The organism is Mycolicibacterium iranicum (assembly GCF_002101705.1).
GTDB classification, from domain to species: domain Bacteria; phylum Actinomycetota; class Actinomycetes; order Mycobacteriales; family Mycobacteriaceae; genus Mycobacterium; species Mycobacterium iranicum.
Genome location: NZ_LQPC01000030.1, coordinates 283,610 through 298,329, shown reverse-complemented (window position 1 = coordinate 298,329; position 14,720 = coordinate 283,610). Strand labels below are relative to the sequence as shown.

Here is a 14,720-nt window from a genome sequence, read left to right as displayed (position 1 = left end):
TCAGCGTTTCTCGGTATCAGTCCTCGGTGGCCATTTCGACCAGGATCGTTTGGAGGTAGGTGCGCACGAAACCGGCGAACAGATCGTCGGCGGTGGCGTCACCGATTGCCGTCAGGGCGCGGGTCAGCGCCGGATGCTTCTCAGCATCGGGTGTTGGTCCGCGTCCTTCTGGTGTGTAGTCGGCTGCACTTTCGGCAAGTACGGCCGCTCCAATGGTGAGTGCGGTCAGCGCATCGACGATGCGGACGTGGTACCCGGCCGGCACGCCGGCGGCTGCAAGGAATTGGCACAGCACCTCGTACTGATCGAACACGCCCTCCTTGGGCATGAATTGAATGATGAGCGGCGCGCAGGCCGGGTGACGCAGGATGCGTCGCCGCAACTGCATCGCCTGTGCCACGAAGAACTCCGTCCATTCGGCGCCCGCGGATACGGCCGCCGGCGGGTCGTCGCCGGCGGATACCTCACGCGCAATTGCGGCCAGCAGAGCCTCGCGATCAGCGAAATGCCTGTAGAGCGCGGAGGTGCGCACGGACAGCACAGCAGCCAGCTTGGGCATGCTGAACCGTTCCAACCCGTGTTCATCGATCAGCGTGATCGCGGCGTCGACGATCAGGTCCCTGCGCAGAGGCGATCGACCACGTGTCACGCTCCCACTGTCCCAGGTGAATCACCGGGGCGACGGCATCGCCATCGGCACGTGCGCGGCCCCCATGCGGACCAGACGCCGGGCGATGACCGATAGCAAACGAAAAGTCTTTGTGTGACGAACCGGCGCAACACTAGTGAAAACCTTTCACTTGCGGTACGTTCAACCCGCCGTGGGGGAAACATCAATCAGGTGAGCGCACTGTTCACAGCCTGTGGCCTGGATCCGAGCAAAGGACAGTCATGGGTGACGGACGGTTTGTCGGTCGAGTGGGTGCGCTGGCGGTCGCGTTGGGCGTCGGTGCAGCCGCAGCAACGACACCCGCAGTAGTCTGGGCCGACACGTCCGACACCTCCGATGCAGGTACATCGGCGACAACGTCGGACTCGGAGGGGGCGGCGAAGACTGCGGACGAGACCGCCGAGAGCGACCAGCTCGACACCGCTCCCGACGACGCTGCCGATGGTGACGCCGCTGTCGATGGCGACGACGCTGCAGCCGATGAGGATTCTGACGCCGCCGGGAACGACGAGGAATCGTCCACCACCGACGAGATCGACTCGACGCCGGTAACGACCGATGAGCCCGCCGATGAAACTGCGCCCGTCATCGACACTGAGACCGACCCGGTACGCCCGGCTGGGGATGAAACCGAGGCCGCGGACAGCGCCGACGCGCTGACACACACAGTTGACAACGGCGGCGACGGCTCGCAAACCTCCACCACACCTGCGTCGCTGCGCAGCGCCGCCACCGCCACCGCTCCTACCGACTCGCCCGCAGAGTCGGCCGGATGGAGGGCGGCCACAGCGTCGGAGAACGCAATCACCGCTGCCGCCGAGGCCGCCGAGCCCGCCACCCCGATCATCACCCCGGTGACCACTCGCCCGGTGGCGGTCGCGCCGCCCACTCCGGCCGCCGTCCTTGCCGGGCTTCCGGGAGCGTTCATCAGCGCGGCCACCGGACTGGTCGCCCTGGCGGTGGCGCCCTTCGCGGTCCTGCCCGGACTGTTCGGCGTACCGGGAGCCCCTCCGCCGGCGACCGGGGTGTGGATGGTGCTCGCATTCGCGCGGCGCCAGTTCTTCAATTCGCCGCCGAAGCTCAAGCCGACCCCGACCTCGTCGGATCCCGCGACCGGGCTCATTACCGGCAACCTCGGAGGATTCGACGCGGACGGCGATGAGATCACCTTCGAGGTGCTCCGAGATCCGGCGCACGGCACGCTGACCGTTGACGCGAGCACCGGCGCGTACACCTACACCCCCGCCGCGGGCTTCGCCGGCGCGGACACCTTCGTCGTCGCCGTCACCGACAGCGGGCCCGACGGCCTGTTCGGCTTCCTCGCCCCGGCTCGGGGGCACACCACCGTCACCGCGGTCACCATCACCGTGCCGCAGCTCGACCTCGATCCGTCCTTCACCGTCGCCACCGTCGACGCCAAGACCGGCGCAGTCACCGGACGGATCACCGGCACCGAGATCGGACGGCCCGGCGTCACCGCCACGGTCAGCGGTGGTCCGACCCGGGGCACTGCCACTCTGGCACCCGACGGCACCGTCACCTATACCCCGGCTCCTATCGCGCGGGCGGCCGCCGCGTACGCGGGCGGCGCCACGACCGACACCTTCACCGTCACCGTGTCCGACGGCGTCAATGCGCCGGTGGTCGTCAGCATCTCCGTGCCTATCGATGCCACCGATAACGCCCTCGTTTACCAGGTGCCGGTGAATCTCGGTCAAGCCCAGGGCGGAAGCTTCTACCGTTTCGAACGGCCCTTCGCGCTCGATCCGAAGACCGGCCGTGTCTATGCCGCGGAGATTTTCGTCGATCGCGACAATGCCCAGAACGGACTGTCGCCGACCTACGCGACGATCATCTCGGCGGGTCCCGACGGATTGATCCGAAGTGAGCGGGTCCAGATCCAGAATGCGTCCCCGATTGCGATCAATCCGGTGTCCGGGGTCGCGTTCCTGGTCACCACAAGCAGCGATTCGACCGGCGCCACATTCACCAGTGTCACCCGATTGACCGCCGACGGCCGCACCATCAGCGACACCTTTCTCGGCGCGCCTGCGACGACGATCGACTTCGACGGTCGTACCGGAGCGGCGTTCCTGGTGCGGCCCGCCGTTTCTGCCGCAGACCTCGGCAGCACCCGACTGGATGTCTTCGCCGCCGACGGCACCTTCCTGGTCACCAGAACGATCCCGGGCACACCGCACGGCGGCCTCGCCGTCAACTCGATCACCGGGCAGCGTGTGCTGGTCACCCAGGGACTCGACAGCGCCACCTTTCAGCCCACCACGAACCTGACCGTGATCCGCGGTGACGGGACGATCATCACCCATACCGTCGACGGCCAGCCGATCCGCGATGCGGTGGTCAACCCGGTTACCGGCATCACCTACCAGCTCTCGCAGATCCGGCAGGGGGCGGCGAGAGCGACCGTGCTGACCGGTATCGACCCCGACGGCAACGGTGTCGAGCTGCTTCGATACAACGGCTCGGTGGTGGGCGACGTCGTCGTCGACACTGCGAGCGGGGCGGCCTACGTTCCGGTCAGCGCCCTACCCGCGCCGGGCTCGCCGCCGGTGGTCACCGTGTTGCGGGTCGCGACCGACGCCACGGTGAACCAGGTGTTCGAGGGGCCAGGGTTTGTCGAGGGCAATCTCGCGGTCAACCCCCGCAGCGGCGCTGTGCATCTCGTCGTCGCGGCGCCTGGTTCGCAGTCCCGCTCAGTCGTGACCATTGCCGACCGGGCGGCACGTACCGAGTTGCTCCCCGATGGGGTCACCGGACCGATCATCGTCAACCCTTCCGGCAGCAGCGTTTTCGTGACCTCCGCGGTCGGAGACGTCACCTCCATCAGCGTCGTCGACAGCAGTGGAACGGTCCACACGCTGACCGGCCGGCTGGTCGGCGAGCCCGTCGTCGACCCCTCCGACGGCACCACCTACGTCACCACCCGCACCGGCACCTTCGTCGATGGAACCGCCACTCTGACAACATTTTGCGGCGACGGCATCCCGGGCATGTCCTACGACCTCGCCGGTTTCCCGACCAATCCGCCGGTGATCAACCCCGTGACCGGCGTCGTGTATCAGGAGGTCATCGATTTCGGCGCCACCACCGAGAGCCCGGGCCGCGTCACCGTGATCAGCCGCGACGGCGCTCGCGGCACCCTGCAGTTACGCAACGCCTCGGGAATCTTCGCTGCCGGCGCCGGCCAGGGTCGCTATGTGATCGCGCCGAATACCGTCACCGGCCAGGCCTACCTGGTGATCGAGCGTGGCTTCCCGGAGCAACCGGTGAAAACGGTCGCCGTGATCAGTGCCGACGGCTCGGCGGTCAGCTACGTCGGTCCCGACGACGGTGATGCGGGCCCCGTCGGTGTTCCGGTCGGGCCCATTCTCATCAACCCACGTACCGGTGCGGCCTACCTGACCACCCAGAGCTTCGAGCCCGACGGCATCAAAACCCGAGTGTCGACGCTCCTCCAGGACGGCACTGTGAGGTTCACCGACGCATTGCCCGGCGGGACGGTTGCGGGCGGTCTGCTGGTGGATTCGCGCATCGGGACGGTGTATCAGGGCACCAGCGACGGCGCCTGGATCGTCGACGTCGACCCGAACTCGAATGAGGCGTGACGCGGGGTGTCCGAAAGTGACATGTGCTGCTTAAGATGCTCGAGTAATCGACGGGCTTCGGAATCTGGTGGGATTCCAGAACGGTCGCGCCACTGTGAGAGTCAGACCCGGTGTCCGTCGCACCTCTGGTCGGGACGCGAAATCCCGGAAAGGAACCACACATGACTTCTCCTGAGGCGAGCAAGAGACACGCAGGGGCCATCGACTTCTCGGGAACCAAGGCCGCCCTCTGGCTTTCGTTGACCGCGTTCTTCGCGCTCGCGGTGCTCTACTTCATCGGCATGGATCAGGGTGCGACGTCGGTCTTCGGCAGCAACACCTATATTCACGAGTTCGTACACGACGCCCGACACCTTCTCGGCTTCCCCTGCCACTGAGTTACCGGCAGACAGGGACAACAGAACATGGAGAAGCAGATCATCGGGCGCGGCCTGCTGGCCGGCGCCGCCGCAGGCGTACTCGCCTTCATCTTCGCGCGGATCTTCGTCGAACCGCAGATCGAACTGGCCATCGGCTATGAGGACGGCATCGCCGCGGCACACGAGGCGATGGAGACGGCGGCAGGAGTCGCAGGCCACAGCCACGGCGAGGACGGCGGAGGGTTCACTCGCGCTGTGCAGATGAACATCGGCATGGGGCTCGGCGTGCTGCTGTTCAGTCTGGCCATCGGCGCATTGTTCGCCGTCGCGTTCGCCGTGACCTACGGCAGGGTCGGCAACATCTCGGCCCGCCTGACGTCGCTCTACGTTGCGGGTGGCATGCTGTTGAGCCTCTACGTCGTGCCCGCGCTGAAGTATCCGGCCAGCCCGCCGGCGCTGAGCCTGGACGAGACCATCCGTCAGCGGACGTTGTTGTACCTCGCCATGGTGGTGCTGTCGGTGGCCATCCTGGTCGGCGCCGTCGTGCTGGGCAGGCGGTGGGCGCCGAAGCTGGGCGCCTGGAACGCGACGCTGGCCGCGGGGGCGGCCTACGTCGTCGCGATCGCCGTCGTGATGCTGGTCCTGCCGACGATCGACGAGACCCCCGGCCCGTTGGTCGACGACGCAGGCGTCATCGTCTACGAGGGTTTCCCGGCGGACCTGCTCTACGACTTCCGCCTGTACTCGTTCGGGACACAGGTCGTGATCTACGCGACCATCGGCGTGGTGTTCGCCGCCCTGGTGTCGCGCCTGCTCAGCGAACGAAAGCAGCCCGTCGCACGGTGACTCTGAATGAGTGAGGTCGTCCGGCTGACCTTCGTGTCGCACGCCATGACCGATGCGATGGCAGCCGGACGATTCCCCACCGACGAGCCTGTCAACGACCTGGGCCGCAGGCAGATCCAGGCAGTGGACGTCGAGGCCGGCGATCACGCGGTCTGCGGCCCGGAGTCGCGCACCCAGCAGACTGCGGAGCTGCTCGGCCTGACTCCGGCCATCGAGGCCGGGCTTGCCGACCTCGACTGTGGCCGGTGGCGCGGAGATTTCCTCGCCCGGGTGCCGCCGACCGACATGACGATCTGGCTCACCGACCCCACACGCGCGCCGCACGGCGGTGAGTCCGTCGTCGAATTGGTCGCGCGCGTCGGCCGGTGGATGGACTCGCTCACCGCAGGCCGCGCAGAACACTCCCGCATCGTGGCCGTCACGCACCCGGCGGTTGTACGCGCGGCCGTTCTGGTCACGCTGGACGCACCGCCGAAATCGTTCTGGCGCATCGACATTGCGCCGGTGGGCCGTACGGTGATGCACTTCCGCGGCCACGCGTGGACCCTCCGGTCTAACCCCTAGGGATCAGGTCGAACGTCTGCCGCGCGATCGACATCAGCCAGGCCGCTGCGGTTTGGCTGCGGAACTCCGGCCAATTCGACTGCAGGCTCACCACCCAGGGCTGGCCGGTCTTGTCGACTGCGTACCAGCTGAACGTCATGTCGCCGGGCAAGTTGCCCGCCTTCGCCCCGATGTACGGCCATTCGGCGCGATCGAGGTCGATGCCGGGCAGGAACGACAGGATGTCTTTCACCGGTGCGGCCTCGCCCACGGCGCCCCGCTGCAGCGCGGCGTGTAGCCGGCAGATGTCGGCCGCACTGCCGTACCACTCGGCGCCGTATTCGGACGCGGGCATGTGCGTGCGTTTCGGATCCGGCTCGTAGGGGCGGGTATTCGTCTGCGCAAGCAGCTGCGCGCGCACCGCCGGAGAGCCGGTCTTCCACTGCTCGCGCAGATCGGGTGTGCCCCAGCCGACCGAGAACAGCTCGTGCATCGTCGGGAACGGCGTCATGCTCGCGGGATCGTGGTGCCCGGCCGCGACCAGTGCGCGCTCGATCGCGCCGGGTCCGAGTCGGTTGATCAGCAGGTCGGTCGCCATGTTGTCGCTGGCCGAGATCATCTGCTGCGCGGCGTCGCGCACTGTCACGGTCGCCCCGGGCTCGAGCTCGTCGAACCCCGACGAGCCGACGGCCTTGGCTTCTTCGGTGATAGTCAGCGTGTCGGACCACTCCAGCGTGTTGGCCTTCACCGCATCGGCGACCGCAAGCAGCACGTACAGCTTGAAGATGGACGCCAACGGCAGCGACTCATCGGTGTTGGATCCCGCGATCTTCTCGCACCGGCCGTTGTCGACCTTGGCCACCTGGTACGAGTACCGCGCACCCGAGGAGGTCAGCTGCTCGTCGATATCGCTCCACTCGTCGATCTCGGGTTTGACGAGATCGACGGTGAACCGGTCGATCATGCCCGCTTCGTCGGTACGCAGGCGGATGGTCTGCGCCACGCGGTAGGAGTTGACCACGTCCATCGTGACGTATCCGGCACCCACCTCGACGTCGGTCACGGCGAACGGGCGGTCCCACCAGATCCGGTCGAGCGTCACTCCGACGTGTTCGACGAGATCGGGGACCGCCATGGTGCGGACGTTGGCCTCGCCGATCGGCCAGTCGCTGTTGAGCATGTCCATGGTCTGCTTGGCTCGCAGACCCTGAGGAGTGTTGATCTGGATCGGCACGCCGTACGCCGCATCGGCCGGCGCCGGCCGGGGGCCGGCACAACCGCAGGCCAGGGCCGCGACAGAGACGAGCGCGACCGCACAGGTGATCGCTCGGCGCCGGGCCCGGCCCGCGTCACGCCCCTTCTTCGGTCCCTGCGACGTCAAGAACGACCTCGAACTCGAGTAGCGACGCGCCTGTGGACACGGGGTTCTTGCGCTCACCGGCGTGTGCCTCGATGGCAGGCCCGGACGCCCACGCCTGGAAAGCGTCTTCGGATTCCCACTGGGTCACGACGAAGTAGCGGGTCTCGCCTTTGATGGGACGCAGAAGCTGGAACCCGAGGAATCCCGGCTGGTTGTCGACGGCGTGCGCGCGGTGGGCGAACCGCTTCTCCAGCTCCGGACCTGCGTCGGGCGGTACCTCGATGGCGTTGATCTTCACCACAGGGTTCTTGGCGGACATGGGCTTCAGGCTACCGCGCGGGGTCGGCATGATGACCCAATGGATCTGCTGACGTGCCGCGGCGGCGAGGGCCGTCCGCTGGTGCTCGTCCACGGGTTGATGGGCCGGGGAAGCACATGGCCGCGTCAGCTGCCGTGGCTGACGCAGCACGGCCGCGCCTTCACCTACGACGCCCCGTGGCACCGCGGCCGGGACGTGCCCGACCCGTATCCGATATCGACGGAGCGGTTCGTCGCCGACCTCGGCGCAGCCGTGCAGGAGGCGGTGGCGAGCTCGGGTGAGCCGGCGGTGCTGGTCGGCCATTCGATGGGCGCGCTGCACTCCTGGTGCCTGGCTGCAGAGCGGCCCGAGCTGGTCGCGGCCGTGGTGGTCGAGGACATGGCGCCTGACTTCCGAGGCAGGACGACGGGCCCGTGGGAGCCGTGGGTGCACGCGCTGCCCGTCGAGTTCGATACCGCGGAGCAGGTTTTCGCGGAGTTCGGACCCGTAGCGGGGCAGTACTTCCTTGAGGCGTTCGACCGGACGGAGTCGGGTTGGCGGTTACACGGTCATCCCGAGACGTGGATCGAGATCGCGGCGGAATGGGGGCGACGGGACTATTGGGAGCAGTGGCGCGCGGTGTCGGTGCCGACGCTGCTGTTGGAGGCGGAGGGGTCGGTGGCCCCGCAGGGACAGATGGTGGCGATGTCCGAGATGGCGAGCCGGGCGACGTATGTGCACGTGCCCGGCGCGGGTCATCTCATCCACGATGACGCCCCAATGAAATACCGGGAGGCCGTCGAGGCGTTCTTATCGACGTTCACCCGACGCGCTTGAGACGGGCCAGCTGGGGTGCTCTTCGAACCGGGTGCGGATGGCGTCGACGTCGTGCTGGATCCGGTAGGAATCGCGGTCTTCGAACAGTCGGCCTGCCATCGGTGCGGCCCACCGGAACTGGTCGGCATGCAGGCGCAGGGAGCCGGAACGGTTGGCTGCCCAAGCCAGCAGCGCGGCTAGGGCGAACGGTGCGATCAGGATCAGAAAGGCCAGGGCAGTACTCATGGCAGTAATGCTCCGCTTGAACAACTTACCGCCAACAGTGGCAGAAGCGACAGCCGTCGATAAGATACTGCCATGGCGATAAAGACGGTGTCGGTGCTGGTTCTCGACGGCCTCGCGGTCTTCGAGTTCGGCGTCGTCTGCGAGGTGTTCGGTATCGACCGCTCGGCCGAGGGCGTCCCGAACTTCGACTTCAAGGTGTGCGGACCCGAGCCGGGCCGACCGTTACGGACGTCGGTCGGCGCGACGATCGTGCCCGACCACGGGCTCGACGACCTGATCGGCGCCGACCTGGTCGCCATCCCCGCGATCGCAAGCCAGGGGGGCACCTATCTGCCCGAGGCGCTGGACGCGGTGCGGCGGGCTGCGGAAGCCGGGTCGACGATCCTGACCGTCTGCTCGGGCGCTTTCGTCGCGGGTGCGGCGGGCCTGTTGGACGGTCGGCCGTGTACGACGCACTGGATGCACGCCGACGCGCTGGCCGAGATGTTCCCGACGGCCAAGGTCGACCGCAACGTGTTGTTCGTCGACGACGGAAACCTGATCACCAGCGCGGGCACCGCCGCGGGTATCGATGCGTGCCTGCATCTGGTGCGTCGCGAGTTGGGCAGCGAGATCACGAACAAGATCGCCCGCCGCATGGTGGTGCCGCCGCAGCGCGACGGTGGTCAGCGGCAGTACATCGACCAGCCTATCCCGGTGAAGTGCTCGGAGCGGTTCGCGCCGCACCTCGACTGGATCCTGGCCAACCTCGACAAGCCGCACACCGTCACGACGCTGGCGCGCCGAGCCCACATGTCGGGCCGAACTTTTGCGCGTCGGTTCGTGGAGGAGACGGGCCGCACCCCGATGCAGTGGGTCACCGATCAGCGGGTGCTGTACGCGCGCCGCATGCTTGAGGAGTCCACGCTCGACATAGACCAGATCGCCGAGCGGTCCGGGTTCGGAACCGCGACCCTGCTGCGCCACCACTTCCGCCGGATCGTCGGCGTGACGCCGTCGGATTACCGACGGCGCTTCAACGCGGCCGACCAGGACGTCGCGGTCATCGCCTGATCCTCAGTCGGCTTCGCCGCACAGGGCGAACCGTCCGTCGGCGGTCTGCTCCACCAATCCGTCGACGAGAAGCGAGTCCAGGGCCCGGTCCCGCTGCGCGGTGTCGACGGTCCACGCCACGTCCAGTTCGGCGCGCGTGACCGGAGAGTCCTTGCCGCGCAACACATCCAAGAGCCGGCCGCGGACCTGACGATCCGTGCCCGCATACTTCTGAACTCGCTTGGCCGGCGCCGTTCCCGCCGGGAACCCCCGTGCCCGCCAACCACAGTGCTCCAGCGGGCACACGCCGCACCGCGGGCTGCGGGCCGTGCACACCGTCGCACCCAACTCCATCAACGCCACCGAGAACTGCGGTGCCGTCTCGTCGTCGGGGAGCAACGCTTCGACGTCGGCGAGGTCGCGCGTCGACGGCGACCCCGCGTCGGGCAGGCCGTGGACCGCGCGTGCCACCACTCGCCGCACATTTGTGTCTACCACCGGCACCCGTTTGCCATAGGCGAAGCAGGCGACGGCGCGGGCGGTGTAGGTGCCGATGCCGGGCAGGCTCAGCAGGGTGTCCACGTCGTCAGGGACCACATCGCCGTGCTCGGTCGCGATCACGGTGGCACACTCGTGCAGCCGTTTGGCGCGTCGCGGGTAACCGAGCTTGCCCCAGGCCCTCAACACATCGGCGGCTCCGGCGTCGGCGGTCGCAGACGGGGTGGGCCAGCGGGCGATCCACGCCAGCCAGATCGGCTCCACCCGGGCGACGGGCGTCTGCTGCAGCATGAATTCGCTGACGAGAATCTGCCACGCCGACACGCCCGGTCTTCGCCACGGCAGGTCGCGCTGAGCGCGCACATACCAATCAATCAACGTACTCGCATCGATCACCGGGACCGCCTGGGGCAGAATGACCGCCATGCCGAACACGAGTCCATTGACAGCCTGGAAAGCACTCAAGGAGGGTAACGAGCGCTTCGTCGCGGGGAAGGTCGAGCACCCTAGCCAGAGTGCCGCGCACCGAGCCAGCCTCGCCGGGGCCCAGAATCCGACCGCGATCGTGTTCGGTTGTTCCGACAGCCGAGTGGCCGCCGAGATCATCTTCGATCAGGGCCTGGGCGACATGTTCGTCATCCGTACCGCGGGGCATGTGCTCGACGGCGCCGTGCTCGGTTCCATCGAGTACGCGGTGAACGTTCTCAGCGTGCCCCTGATCGTCGTGCTCGGCCACGACAGCTGCGGCGCCGTCGGTGCAACACTGGCGGCCATCGACACCGGCGATGTCCCGGGTGGCTACATCCGCGACGTGGTGGAGCGCGTGACGCCGTCGATCCTCGCGGGTCGCCGCGAAGGACTGACGCGGGTTGACGAGTTCGAAGCACGGCACGTGACCGAGACCGGCAAGCAGCTACTCGAGCGTTCGACCGCGGTGGCCGACGCGGTGGCCGCGAACCGGCTCGCGATCGTCGGAGTGACGTACCAGCTGGCCGACGGACAGGTGGTGCTGCGCGACCATATCGGTGACATCGGCGAAAGCTAGGCGACACGCCGGGCAACGTCGAACAGGGCGGCGTGACGTGCCCTTACCGTGATGTTGTGCTGGATCTGGAACCGCATGGGCCGCTGCCCAGGCAAATCTACTGGCGACGCAGGGCGCTTGCGCTCGGCGTCGCGGCGCTGGTCATCGCGATCGTGGTCGCCGTCGTCACGGTGGTCGTGCTGAACACCAGCAGCACCGAGCAGCCCACCGCCAGCGAGTCCACGGCGCAGACCGGTCAGGCCGCTGCGCCGACGCCGCTTCCCGGCGAGAACCCCGAAATCAAGTCCCCGATCCAGCCGCCGGCACAACAGGCACCACCGCCAACGCCGACCCCGACGGCCGCGGTGGTGCCGCCGCCGATTCTCAAAGAGGGTGACGACTGCCCCGACTCGACGCTTGCGGTCAAGGGCATCACCAACCAGCCGCAGTTCATCGTCGGTGACCAGCCCAAGTTCACCATGGTCGTGACCAACATCGGTCTGGTCGCCTGCCAGCGCGACGTCGGTGCCGCGGTGCTTGCCGCCTACGTGTACACCCTCGACAACCAGCGGCTCTGGTCGAACCTCGATTGCGCTCCGTCGAACGAGACGCTGATCAAGACGTTCCAGCCGGGCGAGCAGGTGACCACCGAAGTGACCTGGACGGGGATGGGTTCGGCGCCGAACTGCCCGCTGCCGCGGCAGCCGATCGGGCCGGGCACCTACAACCTGGTCGTCCAGCTCGGGAATCTGAGATCCGCGCCGGTGCCGTTCATCCTCGCCCAGCCCGCGCAGGCTCCGCCGCCTGGACCGGCGCCGGCTCCGGTTCCCGCACCCGTCGGATAGGTCAGGCGAGCCGGTCGGCGATCGTCGACTCGGCCAGCTGCGACAGGCCCTCTCTGATGTGGCGCGCCCACATCGAGCCGATGCCTTCGACCGATTGCAGGTCGCTGGCGCTGGCCGCGAGCAGACCCTGCAGTGAGCCGAAGTTGCGGACCAGCAGATCGACGTGGGCGAACTGCAGCCGAGGAATGCCGGACATCGCGCGGTAGCCGCGGGAACTCATCGCCGAGTCCTGAGCCTCGGCAGTTGACGGATAACCGAAAACCCTTGCCAGCGTGGTGAAGTCGAGCAGCTCGTTGTCCGAGAGGCTGTCGAGCTCTTCCAGCGTCGCGCTCACCTGCGCCGAGGTCGGCGGGTCGGGGTTGGCGTGGTAGTCCCGCACGATGAGCTCGCGGTCCGTCTCGTTGTCGCCGACGAGTTCGTCGAGCTGCAGTTTGAGCTGCCGCCCGTCGGTGCCGAGTTCGACCACGTCCGAATCGATTTCGAGGCTGATGCGGCGCACCATCTCGAGGCGCTGGACGACTGTCATCACATCGCGAAGCGTGACGAAGTCCTCGATCTCGGCGGTCGAGAGCTGCCTGCTGACTTCGTCGAGGCGCGTCTTGTACCGCTCCAGCGTGTCGATGGTCTGGTTTGCCCGCGACAGGATCGCCGCGGAGTCGGGGATGACGTGGCGTTCACCGGCCACGTACACGGTCACGATGCTCATCGAATGGCTGACCGAGATCACCGGATAGCCGGTCTGGATCGCCGTTCTCTCGGCCGAGCGGTGCCGGGTCCCGGATTCCTCGGTGGGTATCGACGGATCGGGCACAAGTTGGACGTTGGCGCGCAGAATGCGGCTGCCGTCCGTGGAGAGCACGACGGCGCCGTCCATCTTGGACAGCTCACGCAGGCGGGTCGGCGCATAGCGGACGTCGAGGGAGAATCCGCCGTCGCAGATGGTCTCGACGCTGTCGTCGTAACCGATCAGGATCAGCGCGCCGGTCCGGCCGCGCAGGATGCGCTCGAGGCCGTCGCGCAGCGGCGTGCCCGGCGCGAGCCGCGCGATCGTCTCGCGCAGGGTGGGACGCGTCAGCGGCACGACCGTGCGCGAGCTTCTGCCCGTCGACGACTTCACAGCCACCCCACAATCCTCACCGTCCCTGGCTCGCGTCATTCTGGCTGATCCGCCGTAACACCTGCAATGCCGAGCCGATGTTGTCGGCGGGCAGCACCTGCAGCCCGCGCGGCGCGCCCGAGACCCCGGACGGTACGACGGCGTAGGTGAAGCCGAGCCGCGCCGCCTCGGAAAGCCTCTTGTCCATGCCGGTGACCCGCCGCAGGTCGCCGGCGAGCCCGACCTCGCCGATGGCGATCGCGGTGGTGGGCAACGCCAGGTCGGTGAATGCTGACGCGATCGCCAGCGCCACGGCGAGATCCGACGACGAATCGGTCAACCGCATGCCGCCGACGGTCGACAGGTAGATGTCGTTCGCGCCGACCGGCAGCCTGGCCCGTTTCTCCAGAACAGCGGTGATCATCGCGGCGCGTGAGGAGTCGATGCCGCTGACCGCGCGGCGCGGGCTGCCGCTGGCGGGCGAACCGATCAGCGCCTGCACCTCGCCGATCATCGGGCGCTTGCCGTCGAGGGTGACGGTCACCGCGGTACCGGACACGGGCTTGGGGCGTTGGTCGAGGAACAAGCCAGACGGGTCGGACACACATTCGATTCCGTTGTCGTGCAACAGGAAACAACCGACCTCGTCGGCGGCGCCGAAACGGTTCTTGATTCCGCGGACCATGCGAAGTGCCGATGCCCGGTCGCCCTCGAAGTGCAGCACGACGTCGACGAGGTGCTCCAGCGAGCGCGGGCCGGCGATGGCGCCGTCCTTGGTGACGTGACCGACGAGCAGCATCGCGACGCCGGTCGTCTTGGCCGTCATCGTCAGTGCGGTGGTGACTGCGCGCACCTGGGTGACACCGCCGGTCACCCCGTCGGCCTCGGTGGTCGACATGGTCTGCACCGAGTCGACGACCACAAGGCTGGGCGCAACCGCGTCGATGTGGCCGAGGGCGGTCTGCAGATCGGATTCGGCGGCCAGATACACCTCGTCGTGGGTGCATCCGGTGCGTTCGGCACGAAGCCTGATCTGGCCGGCGGACTCCTCGCCGGACAGATACAGCGCCCTCCGGCCGGTGGACGCCCACCGGTGCGCCACCTCGAGCAGCAGCGTCGACTTCCCGACGCCGGGGTCACCGGCCAGCAGCGTGACCGATCCCGGGACCAGGCCGCCGCCGAGGACGCGGTCCAACTCGCTGATGCCGGTATGAAAATGGCGGGTTTTACCCGGGTCGATCGAACTGATCGGCACGGCAGGCGAAGCAGGTGCGACGGCCCGCCGCGTCGCCGAACCGCCTACTGCGGTCAGTGCGACTTCGTTGACGGTGCCCCAGGTGCCGCAGTCAGGGCAGCGGCCCACCCATTTCGGAGTGACGTGATGGCACTCGGAGCAACGGTATTGCGAACGTACTTTCGAATTTGTCCGGGCCACGCGCTGACGGTAACCGGACGCACCGA

At 67.7% G+C, this 14,720-nt stretch carries 15 protein-coding genes; 8 read left to right on the top strand and 7 right to left on the bottom strand.

Annotated features, from left to right (window positions below; translation table 11 throughout):
- Positions 1 to 16 precede the first annotated feature (16 nt).
- A complete protein-coding gene (locus AWC12_RS15055) occupies positions 17 to 649 on the bottom strand; it encodes a TetR family transcriptional regulator (protein WP_085175260.1) in 633 nt (210 codons plus the stop codon).
- Between the two features lie 242 nt (positions 650 to 891).
- Between AWC12_RS15055 and AWC12_RS15050 the strand changes: the two genes are divergently transcribed.
- From AWC12_RS15050 to AWC12_RS15035, 4 genes are all read left to right on the top strand, one after another.
- A complete protein-coding gene (locus AWC12_RS15050) occupies positions 892 to 4,296 on the top strand; it encodes an Ig-like domain-containing protein (protein ID WP_133057338.1) in 3,405 nt (1,134 codons plus the stop codon).
- A gap of 161 nt (positions 4,297 to 4,457) precedes the next feature.
- Entirely contained in the window at positions 4,458 to 4,673 is a 216-nt protein-coding gene (locus tag AWC12_RS15045) for a CbtB domain-containing protein (protein ID WP_085175256.1), read from the top strand.
- Between the two features lie 27 nt (positions 4,674 to 4,700).
- Entirely contained in the window at positions 4,701 to 5,501 is an 801-nt protein-coding gene (locus AWC12_RS15040) for a CbtA family protein (protein WP_085175254.1), read from the top strand.
- Positions 5,502 to 5,507: 6 nt separating this feature from the next.
- Positions 5,508 to 6,065: a histidine phosphatase family protein gene (locus AWC12_RS15035; protein ID WP_085175253.1), complete on the top strand. Its 558-nt coding sequence runs from the start codon at positions 5,508 to 5,510 to the stop codon at positions 6,063 to 6,065.
- Here AWC12_RS15035 and AWC12_RS15030 read toward each other — a convergent pair.
- Positions 6,055 to 7,425, bottom strand: coding sequence for a serine hydrolase (locus AWC12_RS15030; RefSeq protein WP_420087720.1), 1,371 nt, complete (start codon positions 7,423 to 7,425; stop codon positions 6,055 to 6,057). The genes AWC12_RS15035 and AWC12_RS15030 overlap by 11 nt on opposite strands.
- Entirely contained in the window at positions 7,394 to 7,723 is a 330-nt protein-coding gene (gene mhuD, locus AWC12_RS15025; protein WP_085175251.1) for a mycobilin-forming heme oxygenase MhuD, read from the bottom strand. The genes AWC12_RS15030 and mhuD overlap by 32 nt, the downstream gene beginning before the upstream one ends.
- Before the next feature lie 39 nt (positions 7,724 to 7,762).
- Here mhuD and AWC12_RS15020 point away from each other — a divergent pair, with 39 nt between their 5' ends.
- A complete protein-coding gene (locus AWC12_RS15020; protein ID WP_085175249.1) occupies positions 7,763 to 8,539 on the top strand; it encodes an alpha/beta fold hydrolase in 777 nt (258 codons plus the stop codon).
- Here AWC12_RS15020 and AWC12_RS15015 read toward each other — a convergent pair.
- On the bottom strand, positions 8,513 to 8,764 hold the full coding sequence (locus tag AWC12_RS15015; RefSeq protein ID WP_085175247.1) for a hypothetical protein: 252 nt from the start codon (positions 8,762 to 8,764) through the stop codon (positions 8,513 to 8,515). The genes AWC12_RS15020 and AWC12_RS15015 overlap by 27 nt on opposite strands.
- A gap of 72 nt (positions 8,765 to 8,836) precedes the next feature.
- Here AWC12_RS15015 and AWC12_RS15010 point away from each other — a divergent pair, with 72 nt between their 5' ends.
- Positions 8,837 to 9,817, top strand: a complete 981-nt coding sequence (locus tag AWC12_RS15010) for a GlxA family transcriptional regulator (RefSeq protein WP_024446881.1) — start codon at positions 8,837 to 8,839, stop codon at positions 9,815 to 9,817.
- Positions 9,818 to 9,820: 3 nt separating this feature from the next.
- On the opposite strand, the gene AWC12_RS15005 is transcribed toward AWC12_RS15010, so the two are convergent.
- Positions 9,821 to 10,720 (bottom strand): iron-sulfur binding domain-containing protein, encoded by a 900-nt coding sequence (locus AWC12_RS15005; protein WP_024446880.1) that lies wholly within the window; start codon positions 10,718 to 10,720, stop codon positions 9,821 to 9,823.
- Here AWC12_RS15005 and AWC12_RS15000 point away from each other — a divergent pair.
- Both AWC12_RS15000 and AWC12_RS14995 read left to right on the top strand, forming a co-directional pair.
- Positions 10,719 to 11,339, top strand: a complete 621-nt coding sequence (locus AWC12_RS15000) for a carbonic anhydrase (protein WP_024446879.1) — start codon at positions 10,719 to 10,721, stop codon at positions 11,337 to 11,339. The two genes, AWC12_RS15005 and AWC12_RS15000, sit on opposite strands and share 2 nt — an antisense overlap.
- A 56-nt stretch (positions 11,340 to 11,395) precedes the next feature.
- Positions 11,396 to 12,163 (top strand): hypothetical protein, encoded by a 768-nt coding sequence (locus tag AWC12_RS14995; RefSeq protein WP_200864997.1) that lies wholly within the window; start codon positions 11,396 to 11,398, stop codon positions 12,161 to 12,163.
- Between the two features lies 1 nt (position 12,164).
- Here AWC12_RS14995 and disA read toward each other — a convergent pair whose 3' ends face one another.
- Together disA and radA are read right to left on the bottom strand one after the other, a co-directional pair.
- Positions 12,165 to 13,286 (bottom strand): DNA integrity scanning diadenylate cyclase DisA, encoded by a 1,122-nt coding sequence (disA, locus tag AWC12_RS14990; protein WP_024446877.1) that lies wholly within the window; start codon positions 13,284 to 13,286, stop codon positions 12,165 to 12,167.
- Between the two features lie 10 nt (positions 13,287 to 13,296).
- A complete protein-coding gene (radA, locus tag AWC12_RS14985) occupies positions 13,297 to 14,694 on the bottom strand; it encodes a DNA repair protein RadA (RefSeq protein WP_024446876.1) in 1,398 nt (465 codons plus the stop codon).
- Between the last annotated feature and the right edge of the window lie 26 nt (positions 14,695 to 14,720).

What these genes read in the sequence shown, in the direction of transcription:
- AWC12_RS15000 (WP_024446879.1), top strand. Translation starts at nt 10,719, where the DNA reads ATGCCGAACACGAGTCCATTGACAGCCTGGAAAGCACTCAAGGAGGGT.
- AWC12_RS15010 (WP_024446881.1), top strand. Translation starts at nt 8,837, where the DNA reads ATGGCGATAAAGACGGTGTCGGTGCTGGTTCTCGACGGCCTCGCGGTC.
- AWC12_RS15035 (WP_085175253.1), top strand. Translation starts at nt 5,508, where the DNA reads ATGAGTGAGGTCGTCCGGCTGACCTTCGTGTCGCACGCCATGACCGAT.
- AWC12_RS15040 (WP_085175254.1), top strand. Translation starts at nt 4,701, where the DNA reads ATGGAGAAGCAGATCATCGGGCGCGGCCTGCTGGCCGGCGCCGCCGCA.
- AWC12_RS15015 (WP_085175247.1), bottom strand. Translation starts at nt 8,764, where the DNA reads ATGAGTACTGCCCTGGCCTTTCTGATCCTGATCGCACCGTTCGCCCTA.
- AWC12_RS15020 (WP_085175249.1), top strand. Translation starts at nt 7,763, where the DNA reads ATGGATCTGCTGACGTGCCGCGGCGGCGAGGGCCGTCCGCTGGTGCTC.
- AWC12_RS15050 (WP_133057338.1), top strand. Translation starts at nt 892, where the DNA reads ATGGGTGACGGACGGTTTGTCGGTCGAGTGGGTGCGCTGGCGGTCGCG.
- AWC12_RS15045 (WP_085175256.1), top strand. Translation starts at nt 4,458, where the DNA reads ATGACTTCTCCTGAGGCGAGCAAGAGACACGCAGGGGCCATCGACTTC.
- AWC12_RS15005 (WP_024446880.1), bottom strand. Translation starts at nt 10,720, where the DNA reads ATGGCGGTCATTCTGCCCCAGGCGGTCCCGGTGATCGATGCGAGTACG.
- mhuD (WP_085175251.1), bottom strand. Translation starts at nt 7,723, where the DNA reads ATGTCCGCCAAGAACCCTGTGGTGAAGATCAACGCCATCGAGGTACCG.